The organism is Allobosea sp. Root670, assembly GCF_001429415.1.
Classification (GTDB): Bacteria; Pseudomonadota; Alphaproteobacteria; order Rhizobiales; family Beijerinckiaceae; genus Allobosea; species Allobosea robiniae.
In genome coordinates this window covers 457,633-477,140 of record NZ_LMJU01000001.1, presented here as the reverse complement: position 1 = coordinate 477,140, position 19,508 = coordinate 457,633, and the positions used below count along the sequence as shown (strand labels likewise).

The 19,508-nt window shown below is 67.1% G+C and carries 18 protein-coding genes; 13 read left to right on the top strand and 5 right to left on the bottom strand.

All coding sequences use genetic code 11. The annotated features are described in order from the left end of the window. Positions 1-30 precede the first annotated feature (30 nt). The 4 genes from thiO to ASE61_RS02130 are packed head-to-tail and all read left to right on the top strand — an operon-like array spanning position 31 to position 2,602. On the top strand, positions 31-1,026 hold the full coding sequence (thiO, locus tag ASE61_RS02145; protein ID WP_061965491.1) for a glycine oxidase ThiO: 996 nt from the start codon (positions 31-33) through the stop codon (positions 1,024-1,026). Next, positions 1,010-1,207, top strand: coding sequence for a sulfur carrier protein ThiS (gene thiS / locus ASE61_RS02140; RefSeq protein WP_061964195.1), 198 nt, complete (start codon positions 1,010-1,012; stop codon positions 1,205-1,207). Before thiO ends, thiS begins: the two co-directional genes overlap by 17 nt. A gap of 1 nt (position 1,208) precedes the next feature. Continuing rightward, complete coding sequence (locus ASE61_RS02135; protein WP_061964193.1) at positions 1,209-1,979, top strand: thiazole synthase; 771 nt, start codon at positions 1,209-1,211, stop codon at positions 1,977-1,979. Between the two features lie 14 nt (positions 1,980-1,993). After that, positions 1,994-2,602 (top strand): thiamine phosphate synthase, encoded by a 609-nt coding sequence (locus ASE61_RS02130; RefSeq protein WP_061964191.1) that lies wholly within the window; start codon positions 1,994-1,996, stop codon positions 2,600-2,602. Positions 2,603-2,635: 33 nt separating this feature from the next. Here ASE61_RS02130 and ASE61_RS02125 read toward each other — a convergent pair whose 3' ends face one another. From ASE61_RS02125 to ASE61_RS02115, 3 genes are all read right to left on the bottom strand, one after another. Then, the gene (locus tag ASE61_RS02125; RefSeq protein ID WP_047580587.1) at positions 2,636-2,950 is read right to left on the bottom strand and encodes a SelT/SelW/SelH family protein; all 315 of its coding nucleotides are present in this window, start codon (positions 2,948-2,950) and stop codon (positions 2,636-2,638) included. 134 nt (positions 2,951-3,084) lie between these two features. Then, the gene (locus ASE61_RS02120; RefSeq protein ID WP_061964189.1) at positions 3,085-4,578 is read right to left on the bottom strand and encodes a carboxypeptidase M32; all 1,494 of its coding nucleotides are present in this window, start codon (positions 4,576-4,578) and stop codon (positions 3,085-3,087) included. Between the two features lie 103 nt (positions 4,579-4,681). After that, the gene (locus tag ASE61_RS02115; protein ID WP_061964187.1) at positions 4,682-5,773 is read right to left on the bottom strand and encodes an NADH:flavin oxidoreductase/NADH oxidase; all 1,092 of its coding nucleotides are present in this window, start codon (positions 5,771-5,773) and stop codon (positions 4,682-4,684) included. A 171-nt stretch (positions 5,774-5,944) separates the two neighbouring features. Between ASE61_RS02115 and ASE61_RS02110 the strand changes: the two genes are divergently transcribed. The 4 genes from ASE61_RS02110 (at position 5,945) to ASE61_RS02095 (ending at position 11,653) form a co-directional block, all read left to right on the top strand. Beyond that, entirely contained in the window at positions 5,945-6,736 is a 792-nt protein-coding gene (locus ASE61_RS02110; protein ID WP_061964185.1) for an enoyl-CoA hydratase/isomerase family protein, read from the top strand. 109 nt (positions 6,737-6,845) lie between these two features. Next, entirely contained in the window at positions 6,846-7,316 is a 471-nt protein-coding gene (locus ASE61_RS02105; protein ID WP_061964183.1) for a MarR family winged helix-turn-helix transcriptional regulator, read from the top strand. A gap of 15 nt (positions 7,317-7,331) precedes the next feature. After that, positions 7,332-8,525 carry an efflux RND transporter periplasmic adaptor subunit gene (locus ASE61_RS02100; protein WP_082617028.1) on the top strand — a complete coding sequence of 398 codons (1,194 nt, stop codon included), beginning with the start codon at positions 7,332-7,334 and terminating at the stop codon, positions 8,523-8,525. Further along, positions 8,522-11,653 (top strand): efflux RND transporter permease subunit, encoded by a 3,132-nt coding sequence (locus tag ASE61_RS02095; protein WP_061964179.1) that lies wholly within the window; start codon positions 8,522-8,524, stop codon positions 11,651-11,653. The genes ASE61_RS02100 and ASE61_RS02095 overlap by 4 nt, the downstream gene beginning before the upstream one ends. A 240-nt stretch (positions 11,654-11,893) precedes the next feature. Here ASE61_RS02095 and ASE61_RS02090 read toward each other — a convergent pair whose 3' ends face one another. Beyond that, positions 11,894-13,132, bottom strand: coding sequence for an aspartate kinase (locus tag ASE61_RS02090; RefSeq protein WP_061964177.1), 1,239 nt, complete (start codon positions 13,130-13,132; stop codon positions 11,894-11,896). A 132-nt stretch (positions 13,133-13,264) separates the two neighbouring features. Here ASE61_RS02090 and ubiG point away from each other — a divergent pair, with 132 nt between their 5' ends. Beyond that, positions 13,265-14,026 (top strand): bifunctional 2-polyprenyl-6-hydroxyphenol methylase/3-demethylubiquinol 3-O-methyltransferase UbiG, encoded by a 762-nt coding sequence (gene ubiG, locus ASE61_RS02085; protein WP_061964175.1) that lies wholly within the window; start codon positions 13,265-13,267, stop codon positions 14,024-14,026. A 36-nt stretch (positions 14,027-14,062) separates the two neighbouring features. Here the strand turns inward: ubiG and ASE61_RS02080 are convergent, their stop codons facing one another. Then, entirely contained in the window at positions 14,063-14,365 is a 303-nt protein-coding gene (locus ASE61_RS02080) for a hypothetical protein (protein WP_061964173.1), read from the bottom strand. 200 nt (positions 14,366-14,565) lie between these two features. Between ASE61_RS02080 and ccrA the strand changes: the two genes are divergently transcribed. The 4 genes from ccrA to ASE61_RS02060 all read left to right on the top strand — a co-directional run bounded on the left by ccrA (position 14,566) and on the right by ASE61_RS02060 (position 19,507). Next, positions 14,566-15,837 carry a crotonyl-CoA carboxylase/reductase gene (ccrA, locus tag ASE61_RS02075; RefSeq protein ID WP_061964171.1) on the top strand — a complete coding sequence of 424 codons (1,272 nt, stop codon included), beginning with the start codon at positions 14,566-14,568 and terminating at the stop codon, positions 15,835-15,837. A 191-nt stretch (positions 15,838-16,028) separates the two neighbouring features. Then, complete coding sequence (locus ASE61_RS02070; protein WP_061964169.1) at positions 16,029-16,910, top strand: DMT family transporter; 882 nt, start codon at positions 16,029-16,031, stop codon at positions 16,908-16,910. Between the two features lie 79 nt (positions 16,911-16,989). Further along, on the top strand, positions 16,990-18,666 hold the full coding sequence (locus ASE61_RS02065) for an acyl-CoA dehydrogenase family protein (protein WP_061965489.1): 1,677 nt from the start codon (positions 16,990-16,992) through the stop codon (positions 18,664-18,666). A 100-nt stretch (positions 18,667-18,766) separates the two neighbouring features. Further along, positions 18,767-19,507 carry an SIMPL domain-containing protein gene (locus ASE61_RS02060; RefSeq protein WP_061964167.1) on the top strand — a complete coding sequence of 247 codons (741 nt, stop codon included), beginning with the start codon at positions 18,767-18,769 and terminating at the stop codon, positions 19,505-19,507. Position 19,508: the final 1 nt, after the last annotated feature.

Genomic DNA, 19,508 nt, shown 5'->3' with positions numbered 1-19,508 from the left:
AGCATGACGGCAGAACGCCCTCATTCCAGCCTGAAGGTCGCGGTGGTCGGCGCTGGTGTCGTCGGCCTGGCCTGCGCCACCGAATTGCTGGCGCGCGGCGCACAGGTCACCATCCATGAGCGCGGTCCGCGCATCGGCGCCGAGGCCTGTTCCTGGTATGCCGGCGGCATGCTCGCCCCGTGGTGCGAGGGCGAGAGCGCCGAGGAGCCTGTGATCCGGCTCGGACAGCAGGCGGCCGATTGGTGGGAGCGCCATGCCGGCGGGGTCGTCCGCAACGGCACGCTCGTGGTCGCGCCGAGCCGGGATCGTTCGGAATTGCGCCGCTTCGGGCAGCGCACGAGCCATTTCGAGGAGATCGATGGCGATGCGGTCGCCGTGCTCGAGCCCGATCTCGCCGGACGGTTTTCGCGCGGCCTGTTCTTTGCGGGTGAAGGACATCTCGATCCGCGTGAAGCCATCGCCGCGCTGGCCGAGCGCCTCGTCGCGAACGGCGGCACAATCCATTTCGACAGCGCCGTCGAGCCCGTCGATCTCGATGCCGATATCGTCCTCGATTGCCGGGGGCTGGCGGCGCGTGATGTCCTGCCGGACCTGCGCGGCGTCAAGGGCGAGATGCTGCTGCTGCGCAGCGACGATATCAGCCTGTCGCGCCCTGTCCGGCTGCTGCATCCGCGCATTCCGCTCTACATCGTCCCGCGCGCGGACGGGCTCTTCATGGTCGGCGCGACGATGATCGAGAGCGGCGAGCGGCGTCGCATCTCCGCTCGCGCCATGCTGGAACTGCTCGGCGCCGCCTATGCGCTGCACCCTGCTTTCGGCGAGGCGGAGGTGGTCGAGATCGGCACCGATGCCCGCCCGGCCTTTCCCGACAACCTGCCGCGGCTGACGCGTCGCGGCCGGGTGATCCATGTCAACGGGCTCTATCGCCACGGCTTCCTGCTCAGTCCCGCCATGGCGCGGATGGCGGCGGATGCCGTGCTGAACCCGCAAGCAACACCGGAGATGCTGCATGACCTTGCTGCTTAACGGCGCCCCGCAGGACGTCGCGGCGAAGACGCTGGCCGAGGCACTGGCGGAGCTGGGCTTCGGCGGCCGCATCGTCGCGACCGCGGTGAACGGCGATTTCGTGCCGGCCCGCAAGCGCGCCGAAACGGCCCTGAGCGAAGGCGACCGCATCGAGATCGTCGCGCCGATGCAGGGAGGCTGAGATGGCATCCTTCTATGGCTTCGAGCCCGACAACCCGCTCTTCCTCGGCACCGCGCAATACCCGTCGCCCGCCATCCTGGCCGAGGCCGTGAAGCGCTCGGGCGCCGAGGTCGTCACCGTTTCGCTGCGGCGGGAATCGTCGGGCGGCGCAGGACAAGCCTTCTGGGCGCTGATCCGCGAGCTCGGCGTCAAGGTGCTCCCGAACACGGCCGGCTGCCACACCGTCAAGGAAGCCGTGACCACGGCGCAGATGGCGCGCGAGGTCTTCGGTACCGACTGGATCAAGCTCGAGGTGATCGGCGAGGACGACACGCTCCAGCCGGACGTGATCGCGCTGGTCGAGGCCGCGCGCATTCTCGCCGATGACGGCTTCAAGGTTTTTCCCTACACGACCGAGGATCTCGTGGTCGGCGGGCGCCTGCTCGATGCCGGCTGCGAGGTGCTGATGCCATGGGGTGCGCCGATCGGGTCGGGCAGGGGGCTCAACAACCCCTATGGCCTGCGCAGCCTGCGCCAGCATTTCCCGGATGTGCCGCTTGTCGTCGATGCCGGCATCGGCCTGCCGTCCCATGCCGCGCAGGCGATGGAGATGGGTTATGACGGCATCCTGCTCAATACCGCAGTCGCCAAGGCGGGCGATCCCGCCGCGATGGCGGAGGCCTTCTCGCTCGCCATCCGCGCCGGCCGCCAGGCTTTTGCCGCGCAACCGATCGAGGCGCGCGACATGGCCGCTCCCTCCACGCCCGTCATGGGCAAAGCCTTCCTGGCCTGAAAGACCGCTCCCGCATGAAGCTCGATCCGTTCTACCCCATCTTCGACAGCGCCGACTGGCTGGAGCGGATGCTGCCGCTCGGCGTCAAGCTGGTGCAGTTACGCGTCAAGGACCGGCCCGAGACCGAGGTCGCGCGTGAGATCGCGCGGGCGAAGACACTCTGCGCTGCGGCCGGCTGCGTGCTCGTCGTCAACGACTACTGGAAGCTCGCTATCGCCGAGGGCTGCGACTTCATCCATCTCGGCCAGGAGGATCTCGACGAGGCCGACCTCGATGCGATCCGCAAGGCCGGCCTCAAGCTCGGCATCAGCAGCCATGACGAGCCCGAGCTGGAGCGCGCGCTGGCGGCGAAGCCTGATTATGTCGCGCTCGGCCCGGTCTACCCGACCATCCTGAAGCAGATGCGCTTCGGCCCGCAGGGGCTGGAGCGGCTCGGCGAGTGGAAGCGCCGCATCGGCGACCTGCCGCTGGTCGGCATCGGCGGCATCTCGCTGGAGCGGGCGCCGGGCGTCTTCGAGGCCGGCGCCGATATCGTCGCAGCGGTGACCGACATCACGCTGAGCGCCGATCCCGAGGGACGGTTGAAGGCCTGGGTCGCGGCGACGCGGAAGCACGCGGCCTGAGAGGGCCGCAGTCTCGGGCGGGGCGAGGGGCCTTCAGCTCTCCGCCTCGGCCGACATCGTGTGACCGTCGACATGGCCGAGGCTGCGTTCAGGATCGAGCCGATCGCGCACGCGTTGCTTCAGCACCTTCGAATCCGGGAAGCCGCCATCGGCCTTGCGGTCCCAGATCAGCTCGCCGTCATAATGGATCTGGAAGATGCCGCCGGTGCGCGGGATCAGCGCGACCTCGCCGAGATCCTGCCCGAAGGTCGAGAGCAGTTCCTGCCCGAGCCAGGCCGAGCGCAGCATCCAGTTGCACATCGAGCAATAGGTGATGGCGATGCGGGGGGCGGGCTTGGTCTGGGTCATGAGCGGTCACCGAAGCAGGAGGTCGTCTCCGACATCCCGCTTCGGAAGCCCGGATGCAAGTCCGAAAGCTGCATGGCCGATCGGCACGAGGCGTTTGTCTAAGTCTTTGTTTCGAATAAATAAAATGAGTTCGCTTAGACCTCGTCGATATAGCGCCGGCGCAGGTGGGCCTTGAACACCGCGGCGTCGAGCGGGCGACCAGTCGCTTCCGTCAGCAGCTCGTCGGTCGGGAGCAGCGAGCCCTTGCCGTGGATATTGGCGCGCAGCCAGCCGACCAGAGGACCGAAATCGCCCTTGCCGATGCCGGGCAGGATCGAGGCCTCCGCCTTGCAGGCGGCATCGAAGATCTGGGCCGCGGTCATCGCACCCAGCGTATAGGTCGGGAAATAGCCCCAGCCGCCGGACGGCCAGTGGATGTCCTGCAGGCAGCCGAGCCGGTCGTTTGGAACGGTGACGCCGAGCAAGGACTTCATCCCGGCATTCCAGGCGGAAGGCAATTCGGCGAGCGGCATCTCGTCGGCAATCAGCGCCTTTTCCAGCCGGTAGCGCAGGATGACATGGGCCGGGTAGGTCACCTCGTCGGCATCGACGCGGATGAAGCCGGGCTCGACGCGGGTATAGCGATGCCACATCGCCTCGCTTTCCCAGGCCGGCCCCACACCTCCAAAACTCTCGCGCATCAGCGGCGCGGCGTAAGCCAGGAACTGGCGCGAGCGGCAGGCTTGCATCTCCATCAGCAGCGACTGGCTCTCATGCAGGCTCATGCCGCGCGCGGCGCCGACCGGCTGGTTGAGATGCGCTTGAGGCCGGCCCTGCTCGTAGAGCGCATGTCCGGTCTCGTGCAGCACGCCCATCAGTGCCTTGGTGAAATCGGTCTCGTCATAGCGCGTGGTGATGCGGACATCGTTGTCGGCGCCGCCGCAGAAAGGGTGCGTCGAGATATCGAGCCGGCCGCGCTCGAAATCATAGCCGAGCGCCGCCATGAACTTGAGGCCGAGCGCCCGCTGCGTCTCAGTCGCGAAAGGGCCTTCCAGCGCGGGCAAGGCAGGCCGGCGGGCCTGCACCGCCATCGCCTCCTGCGTGAAGCCCGGCAGGAAGGCGGCAAGATCGTCGAACAGCCCGTCGATCTTGGCGGAACGGCCGCCCGGCTCGTAATCGTTGAGCAGCGCGTCATAGGCGGAGAGCCCGAGCTTCTCGCCCTTGGCCCGGCCGATCTGGCGCTGGAGATTTAGCACTTCGGCGAGATAGGGCAGGAGACCGGCGAAATCGGCATCGGCCCGCGCTTGGCGCCAGCGCATCTCGCAAGCGGAGATCGCCTTGCTCGACGCTTCCACCAGTTCGGAGGGCAGGGCGGTGTCGACCGTCCAGACGCGTCGGATCTCGCGCAGGTTGGCCTTCTCCCAGGTGCCGAGGCTGCCGTCGCTCTCGGCCTCGCCGAGCCAATCGCCAATGCGGCTATCGGTGGAGAGACCGTGGCGCATGACCTGGAGCAGGGCCATGCTTTCGGCCCGCGTCTCGGCCGCGCCCTTCGGCATCATCACGTCGTTGTCCCACTGCAGGATGCCGATGGCATTCGACAGGGCAGCGATGCGGCCGAAATGGGCGGAGAGGTCGGAATAGGCTGTCATGCGGCTCTCTGATGTGGGAAGGGGCGGCGCAATTGAAGTGTTTTTCCCGGCCTGGACAAGCTGCGTCAGCAGCGCCGGGCCGGAATGACGATGCTGGTCCGGTTCAGGCGAACAGCTTGGAATATTGGCGCGGCTGCGAGCGCAGATACTGGTTCGGCGCCTTGACGGTGGCGCCGAGCTGTGCCGCCGCATGCCAGGGCCAGCGCGGGTTGTAGAGGATGCCGCGCGCCAATGCGACGAAATCGGCCTCGCCGGTGCCGATGATCGCCTCGGCCTGCTCGGCCTCGGTGATCAGGCCGACCGCCATGGTGGCGATGCCGGTCGCCTGCTTCACGGCCCGCGCCAGCGGCACCTGATAGTTGGGGCCGAGCGGAACCTTTTGCGTGGCCGAGAGCCCACCGCCGGACATGTCGATGAAATCGGCGCCGCGCGCCTTGGCGGCTTGGGCGAAGGCGATGCTCTGCTCGATGTCCCAGCCGCCCTCGACCCAATCCGTGCCCGAAACGCGGAAGCCGACCGGATAGCCTGCCGGCACCACGGCTCGCACAGCATCGAGCACCGCGAGCGGGAAGCGCATCCGGTTCTCCAGCGAGCCGCCGTACTCATCCTCGCGCTTGTTCGAGAAGGGCGAGAGGAACTGGTGCATCAGATAGCCATGCGCGCCATGCAGCTCGATCGCGGCGAAGCCGAGCCGGACGGCCCGGCGGGCCGAATCCGCGAAGGCTTCGATCAGCCGGCCGATATCGTCGCTTGTGAGGGCACGGGGCGGCCGCGGATAGGTCTCGAAGCCGATTTCCGAGGGGGCTTCGACCGTCCAGCCGCCCTGGTCGAGGCCGAGCTGGCCGCCGCCCTTCCAGGGCTGGGCGAGAGAGGCCTTGCGCCCGGCATGGGCGAGCTGGATTGCGATCGGCATGTCCGACCAGCGGCGGGCGGAATCCAGCGCCTTGCCGAGCGCGGCTTCGGTCTCATCGGACCAGAGGCCGAGGTCGAACGGGCTGATCCGGCCATCCGGCTCGACGGCTGTCGCCTCGATGATCAGGAGGCCGGCGCCGGACAGCGCGAGATGGCCGAGATGGATGGTGTGCCAGTCGCTGGCGCAGCCATCCTGTGCCGAATACTGGCACATCGGGGCGATGACGATGCGGTTGGCAAGCGTAAGGCTGCCGAGCTGATAGGGGCTGAAGAGCTGGCTCATGTCGGGAATGGGTCTCGAAGGGGCAGGTTTCCGGCACAGTCTAGAAGCCTTCGCGCCGGCAAGGCCAGTGGCCCTCGCGCAAACGCGATGCCCGATGCGTGCAGATGCACCTCGCGGCGCCGGCGCTCTCGATGCTAGCCTCGACGCGACCCTTCGCGCTTGGAGACCGCCATGTCCGACGCTTCCGATTCCGTTGAGCTCACCCGTGACGGCGGCGTCGCCATCCTGACGCTCAACCGGCCGGCCGTGCTGAACGCCATCGACGCGCCGATGGCCGAACGCTTCCTCGCGCAGGTGAAGGCGATCGCGGCCAGCGGCGACGTGCGTGCTATCCTGCTGCAAGGCAATGGCCGGGCGTTCTGCGCCGGCGGCGACGTCTCGCAGTTCCTCGTGGGCAGCGACATCGCGGCCGGCATCGAGGCGATCATGGCGCCGCTGCATGAGGCGCTGCGTCTGCTCGATTCCCTACCGCAGCCTTCGGTTGCATGCCTGCACGGGGCCATCGCCGGCGGCGGCTTCAGCCTCGCGCTGGCCTGCGATCTCGCCGTCGCGGCCGACGATGCCCGCTTCACCATGGCCTACGCCCGGATCGGCGCGACGCCCGATCTCGGCGGCACCTACCGGCTCGCCCGCCTCGTCGGTCAGCGCAAGGCGCGCGAGATCGCGCTTCTGGCGGAGACCTTCGGAGCGGAGGACGCGCTGAAGATCGGCCTCGTCAACCGCGTCGTGCCGGCTGCTCAGGCGCGTGACGAAGCCTTGGCGCTGGCCCGCAAGCTCGCGGCGGGGCCGACCGGCGCCTATGGCCGCATCCGCACCCTCCTGACGGAGGCGCCGGATGCCGATCTCGCAGCCCATCTCGATGCGGAACGCGACGCCTTCCGCGAGACGACGGCGAGTGCCGATTTCCGCGAGGGCGTGACGGCTTTTCTGGAAAAGCGGTCAGCCGCCTTCACCGGCCGGTGATGGGCATGTCTGCAGCGCGTGTTCACCTTTGCGTGCGTTGCACAACCCGCTCCTGAAAATGCCGTAATCGGACATATGATAAGCAGGCTTACGGTTGAGAGGCCTGTGAATGAGACGACCCCTGCGGCGAGAGCTGATGTTCCAGCTCGTCGAAACCTCGCGCCTGCTCAGGACCTATGTCGAGCAACGCGCCCGCCAGCACGGCACGACGCGGGCGCAATGGGGCGTGATGTCCCGGCTCAGGCGGCAGGAAGGGCTGAACCAGGCCGCCCTTGCCGAGCAGATGGACCTTCAGCCGATCTCGCTCGCCCGCCTGCTCGACCGCTTGCAGAGCCAGAATCTGATCGAGCGCCGCGAAGACCCTGCCGACCGCCGCGCCTACCGCCTCTTTCTCACCCCGGAAGGCCGGGCGCTGGTCGACGATCTCGATTCGGTGCGCACCGAGATCGCTCAGGAGGTGCTCGGCGGCGTCGAAGAGGCGGCGATCCTGTCGGCGCTCGAAACCTTGTCCGCGATCCGCGAACAGACCCGTACCCGATCCGAAGATAAGGCGCCGGCCTCTGCCGGCAACGCAGCCTGAGCGAGTGGACAGACAATGAAGCGTTCAGGATTGATCATCGGCGTCATCGTCGTCGGCCTCGCTGCCGGCGGCGCCTGGTATTTGCATTCGCGCACCCCAGAGGCCGCTCGCAGCGCGCGTGGCGGGAGAGGCGAGGGGGCCGCCGTGGCGGTGGTGTCCGCCGCCGCGATCCAGGCCGATTTCCCGGTGCGCAAGCACGCCATCGGCTTCGTCGAGACCCCGGCGAGCGTGCTCGTGCGCTCGCGCATAGACAGCCAGATCATGGCCCAGCACGTCACGGACGGACAGTTCGTCAAGGCCGGCGACCTGCTCTTCACCCTCGATGATCGCGACCTCAAGGCCCAGATCGCCAAGGACGAGGCGATGCTGGCCCGCGACGAGGCGACCCATACCCGCAATCTCGCCGATCTCGACCGCTACAGGCAGCTCTTCACCCGCAATGCCGGCACCCAGCAACAGGTCGACCAGGCGACGGCCGACGAGAAAATCTCGGCCGCCACCATCCAGGGCGACCATGCGACGCTCGATGCCGACCGCCTCAAGCTGGGCTACACCCGCATCACCGCGCCGATCGACGGGCGCATCGGCACGGTGCAGGTCACGCCGGGCAACCTCGTCAATGCCAGCGCCAACAGCAACGGCACCGGCCTCCTGACCATCACGCAGATGAAGCCGCTGCGCGTCTCCTTCGCCATGCCGGAGAGCGAATTGCCGACCTTGCAAGGCGCGCTCGCCGCCGCGAAGCCCGTGCCGGTCACCGCGCGCGTGCCGAATGCCGCCCGAACGGCGGCCGAGGGCAAGCTCAATTTCGTCGATTCGACCGTCGACGTCACCTCCGGCACGATCACTGCCAAGGCCGCCTTCGCCAATGACGACCTGAGCCTCTGGCCGGGGCAATATGTCGATGTCGAGATCATCCCGGAGACGCTGACCGGCGTCACGGTGATCCCGACCGTCGCCGTGCAGACCGGCCAGAAGGGGCCCTACGCTTTCGTCATCAAGCCGGATTCCACGGTCGATCTTCGCCAGATCAAGGTCGCGCTCAGCGATGGCGAGCGCACGGCGGTCACTGAGGGCATCGCGCCGGGCGAGCGCGTCGTCACCGACGGGCAGATGCGCCTGAAGCAGGGCACGCGGGTGCGCGAGCGGGCGGCTGCGGGCGAGAAGCCGGCGCAGGCCACGCCGGTCGCGGAGGGCGCGCGGTCATGAACGTCTCCGGTTTCTGCATTCGCCACCCGGTCGCGACCATCCTGATGTCGGTCTCGCTGGTGCTGGCGGGGCTTTTTGCATACCGCTTCCTCCCGGTCGCGGCGCTGCCACGCGCCGAGTTCCCGGTCGTCAACGTCTCCGCGCAATTGCCGGGCGCCTCGCCGGATACGATGGCGACCTCGGTCGCGACGCCGCTGATCAAGCAATTCGGCACCATCGCCGGCATCGACTCGATCTCGACCACGAATTCGCAGGGCTCCACTTCGATCGCCATCCAGTTCGTGCTGAACCGCGATATCGACGCGGCCGCCGCCGACGTGCAGGCCGCGATCGCCCGCACCCAGCGGCAATTGCCGGCCGAGATGACAACCCAGCCGAGCTACCGCAAGGTGAACCCGGCCGATGCGCCGATCATCCTGCTGGCGCTGAAGAGCGACGTGGTGCCGTTGTCGCAGCTCGACGCCTTCGCCCAGCAGGTCATCTCGCCAGCGCTCTCCACCGTGGACGGCGTCGCGCAGGTGCTGATCTGGGGCAGCCAGAAATATGCGGTACGCATCCAGATCGACCCGACCGCACTCGCCGCGCGCGGCATCGGCCTCGACGAGTTGCAAGCCGCGATCACCGCGACCAACGCCAATACGCCGGTCGGCACGATCCAGAACACGGCCCAGCAGCTGACGATTCAAGCGAAAACACAGCTCGCCAATGCCGCGCAGTTCGCCAACGTCATCATCACCACGCGCTCGGGCAAGCCGGTGCGGCTCGGCGACGTCGCCAAGGTCATCGACTCCGTCGAGAACACCCAGACCCGCAGCACCTATGACGGCACGCCGGCGATCGTGCTCGCCGTGCAGCGCCAGCCCGACGCCAACACCGTCGAGGTGGTCGACCGCGTCAAGGCGATGATCCCCGCCTTCGAGGGCCAGTTGCCGGCAGCGGCCTCGCTCTCGCTGCTCAACGATCGCTCGACCTCGATCCGCCAGGCCGTGGACGACGTGCAGTTCACGCTGCTGCTGACCATCGCGCTGGTCGTCATGGTGATCTTCGTCTTCCTGCGCCGGGTGGCGGCCACCTTCATTCCGGCGGTGGCTGTACCGATCTCGATCATCGCCACGCTGGCGGCGATGTATCTGCTCGGTTTCTCGATCGACAACATCTCGCTGCTGGGCCTGACGCTCTCGGTCGGCCTCGTCGTCGACGACGCCATCGTCATGCTCGAGAACATCGTCCGGCACATGGAGGAGGACGGGCTGTCCGCCTTCGAAGCCTCGCTGAAGGGTGCCGGCGAGATCGGCTTCACCATCATTTCGATCTCGCTTTCGCTGGTCGCGGTCTTCATCCCCGTCCTGCTGATGGGCGGCGTCATCGGTCGCATCTTCAACGAGTTCGCGGTGGTGGTGACGGTCTCGATCCTCGCTTCCGCCTTCGTCTCGCTGACGCTGACGCCGATGCTCTGCTCGCGCCTGCTCTCGGGCTATTCCGAGCACCACCAGGAGAACGCGCTCGGCCGCTGGCTGGAGAAGGGCTTCGACAAGCTGCTCGCCGGCTACGATGCCGGCTTGAAATTCTGCCTGCGCTTCCAGCCGCTGATGCTGCTCGCCTTCTTCCTGACCATGGCCGGCAGCGTCTGGCTGCTCCAGAGCGCGCCGAAGGGCTTCTTCCCGCAGGAGGATATCGGCCAGCTCCAGGTCTCGACCGAGGCGCGGCAGGACATCTCCTTCGAGGCGATGCAGAAGCTGCAGGCCGAGGTCGCGGATATCTTCCGCAAGTCGCCTTACGTTGCGCATGTCGCCTCGACGGTCGGCGGCAATGGCGGCGGCGGCAGCGCGCTCAATGCCGGCCGCCTCTTCGTCGAGCTGAAGCCGCTCGACGAGCGGCCTCATATCCAGGCGGTGCTGGCCTCGCTCAGGCGCGATCTCGCCCAGGTGGCGGGCATCAACACCTATATGACCCCCGTGCAGAATCTGCGCATCGGCGCGCGCTCCTCGAAGAGCCAGTACCAGCTCGTCGTGCAGGGGCTCGACCAGCAGCAGATGAACGGCTGGGCGGTCCGCCTCGCCGACGCGATGAGCCGCGACCGCTCGGCCTTCGTCGATGTCACCACGGACCTGCAGGACAATGCCCTGCAGGCGACCGTCATCGTCGACCGCGACAAGGCCAATGCGCTCGGCATCGGCTCCGATATCCTGCGCTCGACGCTCTATTCCGGCTTCGGCGTCCGTCAGGTCTCGACGATCTACACCGCCGGCGACAGCTACGATGTGGTCGTCGAGTTCAACCCGAACGAGCACTGGACGCCCGAGCGGCTGAACGCCATCCGCATCCGCACCAGATCCGGCACGCTGGTGCCGCTCGGCGCCATCGCCCGGATCGAGCGTACGGCCGGCCAGCTCACGGTCAACCAGCTCGGCCAGCTCCCGGCGGTGACGATCTCCTACAACCTGCCGGCCGGCGTCGCGCTCGGCGACAGCGTCAACCGCATCGAGGGGATCAAGGACGAGCTCGGCCTGCCCAAGTCAATCTCGACCACGCTCGCCGGCACCGCCAAGACCTTCCAGGACTCGCTCGCCAATCAGGGCCTGCTGATCGCCGGTGCGATCCTGACGATCTATATCGTGCTCGGCATCCTCTACGAGAGCTTCATCCACCCGCTGACGATCCTGACCGGCCTGCCGTCGGCGGCGGTCGGGGCGCTGGGAGCGCTCCGGCTCTTCGACCTCGAACTCTCGGTCATCGCGATCATCGGCCTTCTGATGCTGATCGGCATCGTCAAGAAGAACGCGATCATGATGATCGACGTGGCGCTGGTGCTCAGGCGGGAGGGGAAATCGGCACAGGAGGCGATCCACCAGGCCTGCGTGATGCGCTTCCGGCCGATCCTGATGACGACGCTGGCGGCCCTCATGGGCACCTTGCCGATCGCGCTCGGCGCCGGCGCCAGCGCCGAACTGCGTCAGCCGCTCGGCATCGCCGTCGTCGGCGGCCTGATGATCTCGCAGGTGCTGACGCTGTTCATCACGCCCGTCCTGTTCCTCTACATGGACAGGCTGTCGGAAGGGCTGGTGAAGCTCGGCGGCTTCTTCCGCGGCACGAAGCACGCTCCGCCCGTCACGCATCCGGCGGAGTGAGCCGTTGTCCAGCCAAGAAGGGACTGCGTTGAAAACCTCTTCCGGCAGAAAGAGGGCAGGATAGGGGGAGGGGCCGTTGGACAGTTTGGCCGGAACCCACCCGCTCAACCGAGGAGGGAACGCTCTACCAGTCCAACGGCCCAAATTTCGCCGCCCGCCTCTCTCCCTCTTGCCGGAGAAAGGCCCGCGCGGCCTGTGTCGAGCCGGTCTCGTGGGAGAGGTATGAGTCCGATCGCTGCCTCAGGCCGCGTCGAGCCCATAGAGCGAGTGCAGCGTGCGCACCGCAAGCTCGGTATAGGCGGCGTCGATCAGCACCGAGAACTTGATCTCGGAGGTCGTGATCGCTCGGATGTTGATGCCCTTCTCGGCCAGCGCGCGGAAAGCGCGGGCGGCGACGCCCGCATGCGAGCGCATGCCGACACCGATCGCCGAGATCTTCACCACATCGGTCGCGCCCTGGATCTCCTGGTAGGAGATCGTGTCGTGCTTGCTTTCGAGCAGCGCCTTGGCGCGCTCGTAATCGGCCGTCGGCACGGTGAAGGTGATGTCGGTCGTCGCCTGGTCGTCCGAGACGACCTGGATGATCATGTCGACATTGATGTTGGCATCGGCGAGCGGGCCGAAGATCGCCGCGGCGACGCCGGGCTGGTCAGCCACGCGGCGGAGGGTGATCTGGGCTTCGTCCCGGGAGAAGGCGATGCCGGTGACGATGGGCTGTTCCACGATGTCGTCCTCGTCGCAGATGAGGGTGCCAGGATTGGGGTTCTCGGGGTCGTCGAAGGAAGAGCGCACATAGGTCGGCACGCGCTGCGTCATGGCGATCTCGACCGAGCGTACCTGCAGCACCTTGGAGCCGAGCGAGGCCATTTCGAGCATTTCCTCGAAGGAGACCCTGTCCATGCGTTTGGCCTTCGGCACCACGCGCGGGTCGGTGGTGTAGACGCCGTCGACATCGGTGTAGATGTCGCAGCGATCGGCCTTGAGGCCGGCGGCGAGCGCGACCGCGCTGGTATCGGAACCGCCGCGGCCGAGCGTGACGATGCGGTGCGTGCGCGGATTGACGCCTTGGAAGCCGGAGCAGACCGCGATCTCGCGGTTGCGGTCGAAGCCCGCAAGAATGCCGGCGCCGTCGACGCTCTCGATCCGGGCCGAGCCATGCGCGTCGGAGCCGTAGAGCGGAATCTGCCAGCCCTGCCAGGAGCGCGCCGGCAGGCCCATCTCCTGCAGCACGATGGCCATCAGCCCGGAGGTGACCTGCTCGCCCGAGGCGACGACGGTATCGTACTCGGCCTGGTCGAAGGCCGGGGCCGCTTCCTTGCACCAGCCGACCAGCTCGTTGGTCTTGCCGGACATGGCGGAAACCACGATCGCGACCTCGTTGCCGGCGTCGAACTCGCGTTTGACGTGGCGCGCCGCGTTCCTGATGCGCTCGACGTTGGCGACTGAGGTGCCGCCGAATTTCATCACCAGACGGGCCATGACGGTCTTTTCGATAGCTGTCCCCGGCAAGCCGGGTCGAAAGGTCGCCCTCGCACTTGCAGCGGGGCGGGTGTAGATGACGGGCGTCAGGCGCGGTGTCAATGCGGCATCGCATCAGCGAAGGACCGGTTCATGGCGGCTGAGACCCAGCGCACAAGCTCGACGATCGACCCGGCCGAGGTCGCGCGCTTCGATGCGATCGCCCGCGACTGGTGGGACCCGAAGGGCCCGATGGCCGTCCTGCATAAGTTCAATCCGGTCCGGCTCGCCTTCGTCCGCGATGAGGCCTGCGCGCATTTCGGCCGCGATCCCAGGCGGATGCGGGCGCTGGACGGCCTGAGCCTCGTTGATATCGGCTGTGGCGGCGGCGTGCTGTCCGAGCCGCTCGCAAGGCTCGGCGCAGAGGTCACCGGCCTCGATCCGGCGCCGACCAATATCGCCGTCGCCGGTGCCCATGCCGAGAAGGGCGGGCTTTCGATCGACTATCGCGAGCAGACGATCGAGGCGGTCGTGGAATCCGGCAAGCGCTTCGACATCGTGCTGGCGATGGAGGTCGTCGAGCATGTCGCCGATGTCGAGGCCTTCGTTGCCGCCTGCTGCGCCGCGGTGAAGCCGGATGGCCTGCTCGTCATGGCGACGCTCAACCGCACGCTGAAATCCTATGCGCTGGCCATCGTCGGCGCCGAATATGTCCTGCGCTGGCTGCCGAAGGGCACGCATGACTGGGAAAAGTTCGTGACGCCGGCTGAACTCGGCGGCGCGATCGAAGGCAATGGCTTCGCGCTGGGAACGCAGACCGGGGTGGTCTTCAATCCGCTGACCGGCCGCTGGACCGCCGCGCGCGACATGAACGTGAACTACATGCTCGCCGCCAGCCGGGGTGGCCGGCCATAGCACGGGCTGGCCGAGCTTGGGCGTGAGAGATGCCTCTCACGGCCGGATGACGGCCATCCCGATCAGCAGCAGCAGGCCCGACCCTGTCGCGATCACGACCCGCAGGGCCTCGGCCGGAAAACGCGTCGGAATGCCGTAGCGGTGCCAGAGCCATGCGCCGGCGAAAGCGCCCACCAGCAGGATGCCGGTGTTCAGCATCACGCCGAAACCGCCGTCGCCGAGCAGCAGGTCGGCGAGCCAGCCGAACAGCATCGCGCCGAGCACGATCATCGCGAGGACGATGACCACGGACATCAGGGGCATATCGGGCAGGCCGACCATCAGGAACAAGCCGCGCATCGTTTCTCCTTGGCGCCGCGCAGGACGTCAGCATCTCAGCAAACGATGAAGAAAGCGCAAGCGCCGGAAAGAAAGGGTTTTGCGCTGCAATGTGATTCCTTAGAGTAATGGCGCAGCGCAGCATAAGATGCATGATCGGCATCCCATACCGCCGACACGCTCCGGGCTGGGCAACGACGGAACAGAGCAGGGAGACGACCATGTCGAAGTCGCAGGCCGCCGTGAAGCCGCTCAAGGATCTCTACGAGCTCGACGAATTGCCGCCGCTCGGCCATGTCCCGGAGAAGATGTATGCCTGGGCGATCCGGCGCGAGCGCCATGGCCCGCCGCAGGACTCGTTCCAGGTCGAGGTCGTGCCGACCTGGTCGATCGGCGAGGAGGAGGTCCTGCTCCTCGTGATGGCCGGCGGTGTCAACTACAACGGCATCTGGGCGGGCCTGGGCCAGCCGATTTCGCCCTTCGACGTGCACAAGGCGCCGTTCCATGTCGCCGGTTCCGATTGCGCGGGCATCGTCTGGGCCGTCGGCTCCAAGGTGAAGCGCTGGAAGGTCGGCGACGAGGTCATCGTCCACTGCAACCAGGACGATGGCGACGACGAGGAGTGCAATGGCGGCGACCCGATGTTCTCGTCGACCCAGCGCATCTGGGGCTACGAGACACCGGACGGCTCCTTCGCCCAGTTCTGCCGGGTGCAGTCGCGTCAGCTCATGCAAAAGCCCAGGCACCTCGCCTGGGAGGAGGCCGCCTGCTACACGCTGACGCTGGCCACCGCTTACCGCATGCTGTTCGGCCATGCCCCGCACACGATCAAGCCGGGCGACAACGTTCTCGTCTGGGGCGCTTCGGGCGGCCTCGGCGTCTTCGGCGTCCAGCTCTGCGCGGCCTCCGGCGCCAACGCCATCGGCGTGATCTCGGACGAGACCAAGCGCGACTACGTGCTCGGCCTCGGCGCCAAGGGCGTGATCAACCGCAAGGACTTCAACTGCTGGGGCCAGATGCCCAAGGTCAATTCGCCCGAGTACAACGAGTGGACCAAGGAGGCCCGCAAGTTCGGCAAGGCGATCTGGGACATCACCGGCAAGAAGGATGTCGACATCGTCTTCGAGCATCCGGGCGAGGCGACCTTTCCCGTCTCCTGCCTCGTCGCCAAGCGCGGCGGCATGGTGGTGTTCTGCGCGGGCACCTCGGGCTTCAACATCACCTTCGACGCCCGCTATGTCTGGATGCGGCAGAAGCGCGTGCAAGGCTCGCATTTCGCCCATCTCAAGCAGGCGAGCGCGGCGAACCAGTTCGTCATCGACAGGCGCATCGACCCCTGCATGTCCGAGGTCTTCCCCTGGGACAAAATCCCGCTCGCTCATCACAAGATGTGGAAGAACGAGCATGCGCCGGGCAACATGTCCGTGCTGGTCTATGCGCCGCGCACGGGCCTGCGGACCTATGAGGATGTTGCCGAGGCGCTGGCGGGCTGAGCGTCGCGGAAGGGCCGCGGGCGTAAACGGCTTGTAATACGCAATCGGATTGTCTGTTCCGAGGCTGCGAATTGTCGTCGGTCCGCGATTGAACCCATCGACGATGGAAGCATGGGGTGGGGGCGCTGGCGCTCTGTCAGGTGCCGTCGATTGGCGCTAGAGACGGTGAGGTCCAGCGGTTCCGGGTTTCGATGTCCTCGCCTCTCATTCTGCGCGCGATACCGCTGCTCTTCACCTTCCTCTGGTCCACGGGCTGGGTGGTCGCCGGCTATTCGGCCCGTCATGCCGATGCCCTGACCTTCCTCGTCGTGCGCTTCTCCTGCGCCGCGGCGCTGCTGACGCTGATCGCGCTTGCGACCGGCGCGCCATGGCCGCGCAGCCGCCGCGCCGTCATCGACGTGGCGATCACCGGCATCCTGCTGCACGGCATCTATCTCGCCGGCGTCTGGTGGGCGGTGCGCCATGGCCTGCCTGCCGGCATTTCCGGCCTGATCGCAGGGCTGCAGCCGATCCTGACGGCGCTCTTCGCGCCCGCGCTCGTCGGCGAGCGCATTTCGGGCATCCGCTGGCTCGGCATCGCCTGCGGCTTCCTCGGGATCGCACTGGTGCTGGAGCCGCAGCTCGCCAATGTCGAGCCGGCCGCGCTCTGGGGCATCGCCGTGCCGATGCTGATCAATATCGGCGGCATGTTCGCGGTGACCTTCGGTTCGTTCTACCAGAAGGCCCGGGTCGTCTCCGGTGATCTGCGCACGATCACCGCGATCCAGTATGTCGCGGCAGGGCTTGTCGTGCTGCCCTTCGCCGTCGCCTTCGAGCCGATGCGGATCGAATGGAATCTGACCATGCTGCTCGTGCTGGCCTGGTCGGTGATCGTGCTCTCGATCGGCAGTATCTGGCTCTATCTGTTCATGCTCAGGCGCGGCGAGGTCTCGCGCATCGTCACCTTCCTCTATCTCGTGCCGGCGCTCGTCGCGGTCGAGGCGTGGCTGCTTTTCGGAGAGACGCTGACCCCGCTCCAGATCGGCGGCATGGCGGTGACGATCCTCGGCGTCGTGCTCGCCAGCCGGAAGTAGGCTTCTCCCCAAAAAGGAGGGTTTCGGTTTCCTTCGATCTCGCTTTATGCTGCGTCGCAACAAAGGGAGGTCGAAGACCATGAACGCCAATACGGCCGCAAAGGCTGAGAATCGCGCGAATGCGATCGCGCTGATCGCGGCGGCGCTGCCGGGCTTCGAGACCCTGTTCCAGGAGGCCGTTGCGGCAGTGCGGCAGAAGGTGTTGGTCGATGGCCGCATCTCCTCCGCCCGCCTGGAGGCCGAGCAGCACGCCGCCCACGGGCTGTCCTGGCTCGCGACCTACGTCACGGCCCTGCGCGAACTCAAGGCCTATGGCGAACGCCTTGAGGCCGAAGGCCGCTACGGCGCAATCGAGGATTACGCCCTGCGCATCGGCGCCGGCGAGTTCGCCGCCCAGATCTTCGGCGGCATTCCGATGAGCCAGGGCGAGATCGTCAGGCTGCCGGCGCTGGGCCTCTCGCAGAAAGCCATTGCCGCCGCCGGCTCGGCAGCCGTCGATGCCCTGATCGCGGAGGGCAACACGCCCGAGAACCGCGCCCGCTTCGTCGCCCTGTTCAGCCAGGACCAGGGTGCGGCCAGCATCGGCGATACCGGTCTCGACGAGACGCTGGAAGCGATCCGCTCGGAGATGCGCCGCTTCTGCGCCGCCGAGGTCACGCCGCACGCCCATGAATGGCATCTGGAGAACGAGTACATCCCGATGCCGGTGGTCGAGAAGATGGCCGAGCTCGGCGTCTTCGGCTTGACCATTCCCGAGGAATTCGGCGGCATGGGCCTGTCGAAGGTCTCGATGTGCGTCGTCTCGGAGGAGCTCTCGCGCGGCTATATCGGCGTCGGCTCGCTCGGCACCCGTTCGGAGATCGCGGCCGAACTGATCCTGTGCGGCGGCACGCTCGCGCAGAAGGAGAAGTGGCTGCCGAAGATCGCTTCCGGCGAGGTCCTGCCGACCGCCGTCTTCACTGAGCCCAATACCGGCTCCGACCTCGCCTCTCTGCGAACCAGGGCGGTGAAGGAGGGCGATGTCTGGAAGGTCCATGGCAACAAGACCTGGATCACCCATCCCGTCCGCGCCGACATCATGACGCTGCTGGTGCGCACCGATCCCACGGAGCCCGGCTACAAGGGCCTCTCGATGCTGATCGCCGAGAAGCCGCGCGGCAGCGATGCCGATCCCTTCCCGGTCGCAGGCCTCACCGGCGGCGAGATCGAGGTGCTCGGCTATCGCGGCATGAAGGAATACGAGCTCGCCTTCGACGGCTTCGAGGTCAAGGGCGAAAACCTGCTCGGCGGCGTGCCGGGCCAGGGCTTCAAGCAATTGATGCAGACCTTCGAGGCGGCCCGCATCCAGACTGCCGCGCGCGCCATCGGCGTGGCGCAGTCGGCCTTCGATCTCGGCTTGCGCTATGCGCAGGAGCGCATCCAGTTCGGCAAGCCGCTGATCGCTTTCCCGCGCGTCGCCGACAAGCTCGCGATGATGGCGGCCGAGATCCTGATCGCCCGGCAGCTCACCTATTTCGCGGCGCGCGAGAAGGATGCCGACCGGCGCTGCGACCTCGAGGCCGGCATGGCCAAGCTGCTCGGCGCCCGCGTCGCCTGGGCAGCCGCCGACAACGCGCTCCAGATCCATGGCGGCAACGGCTTCGCGCTGGAATACCCGGTCAGCCGCGTGCTCTGCGACGCCCGCATCCTCAACATCTTCGAGGGCGCGGCCGAGATCCAGGCGCAGGTGATCGCGCGGCGGCTGGTGGAGGAATAGCCGGCGCGGCGGCCTGCCGCGTCGCATCGTGATAATTTCGACAAGATGTCCTTGCTCGGATGCGCGGCCGGCCGATGGAGCCGGCAGATCAGGAGACATCATGTCGAATCGCCTTGCCTTCGCTCTGGCCGGAACCGTGCTCGTCGGCGCCGCCGCGCTGCTCTCCGCTCCCGCGATGGCCCAGCAGAATCCGGCCGGTCAGCAGCCGAGCCCGCGCATCAGCGTGATCGGGGAAGGCGAGGTCGGCGTCGCGCCGGACATGGCGATCCTCAACCTCACCGTCCTGCGCGAGGCCGATACGGCCCGAGCTGCACTCACCGCCAACAACGAGGCGATGAAGCAGGTGCTGGCCGCGCTGAAGGAAGCCGGAATCGCCGAGCGCGATCTCCAGACCGCAGGCCTCAACATCCAGCCGCGCTATACCCAGCCCGGCAAGGACCGCAATGGCGAACCGAAGATCGTGGGCTACAGCGTCAGCAACGCGCTGACCGTGCGCGTGCGCAATCTCGCGGATGCCGGCGGCATTCTCGACAAGGTGGTGGGGCTCGGCGTCAACCAGGGCGGCGGCATCGCCTTCGTCAAGGACGATATCAAGCCGACGCTCACCGAGGCGCGCAAGCGCGCCGTTGCCGATGCGGTGGCACGTGCCAAGACGCTGGCGGAAGCGGCCGATGTGAAGCTCGGCAAGATCCTGTCGATCGAGGAGCAGTCGATCATGCCGCGCCCGATGCCTTATGGCGGTGGCGTGCGCATGGCGGCGAAGGATGCCTCCGTGCCCCTGGAAAGCGGTGAGAGCACCTACCGGACGCAGGTCAACGTGATCTTCGAGATCGCGCCCTGAC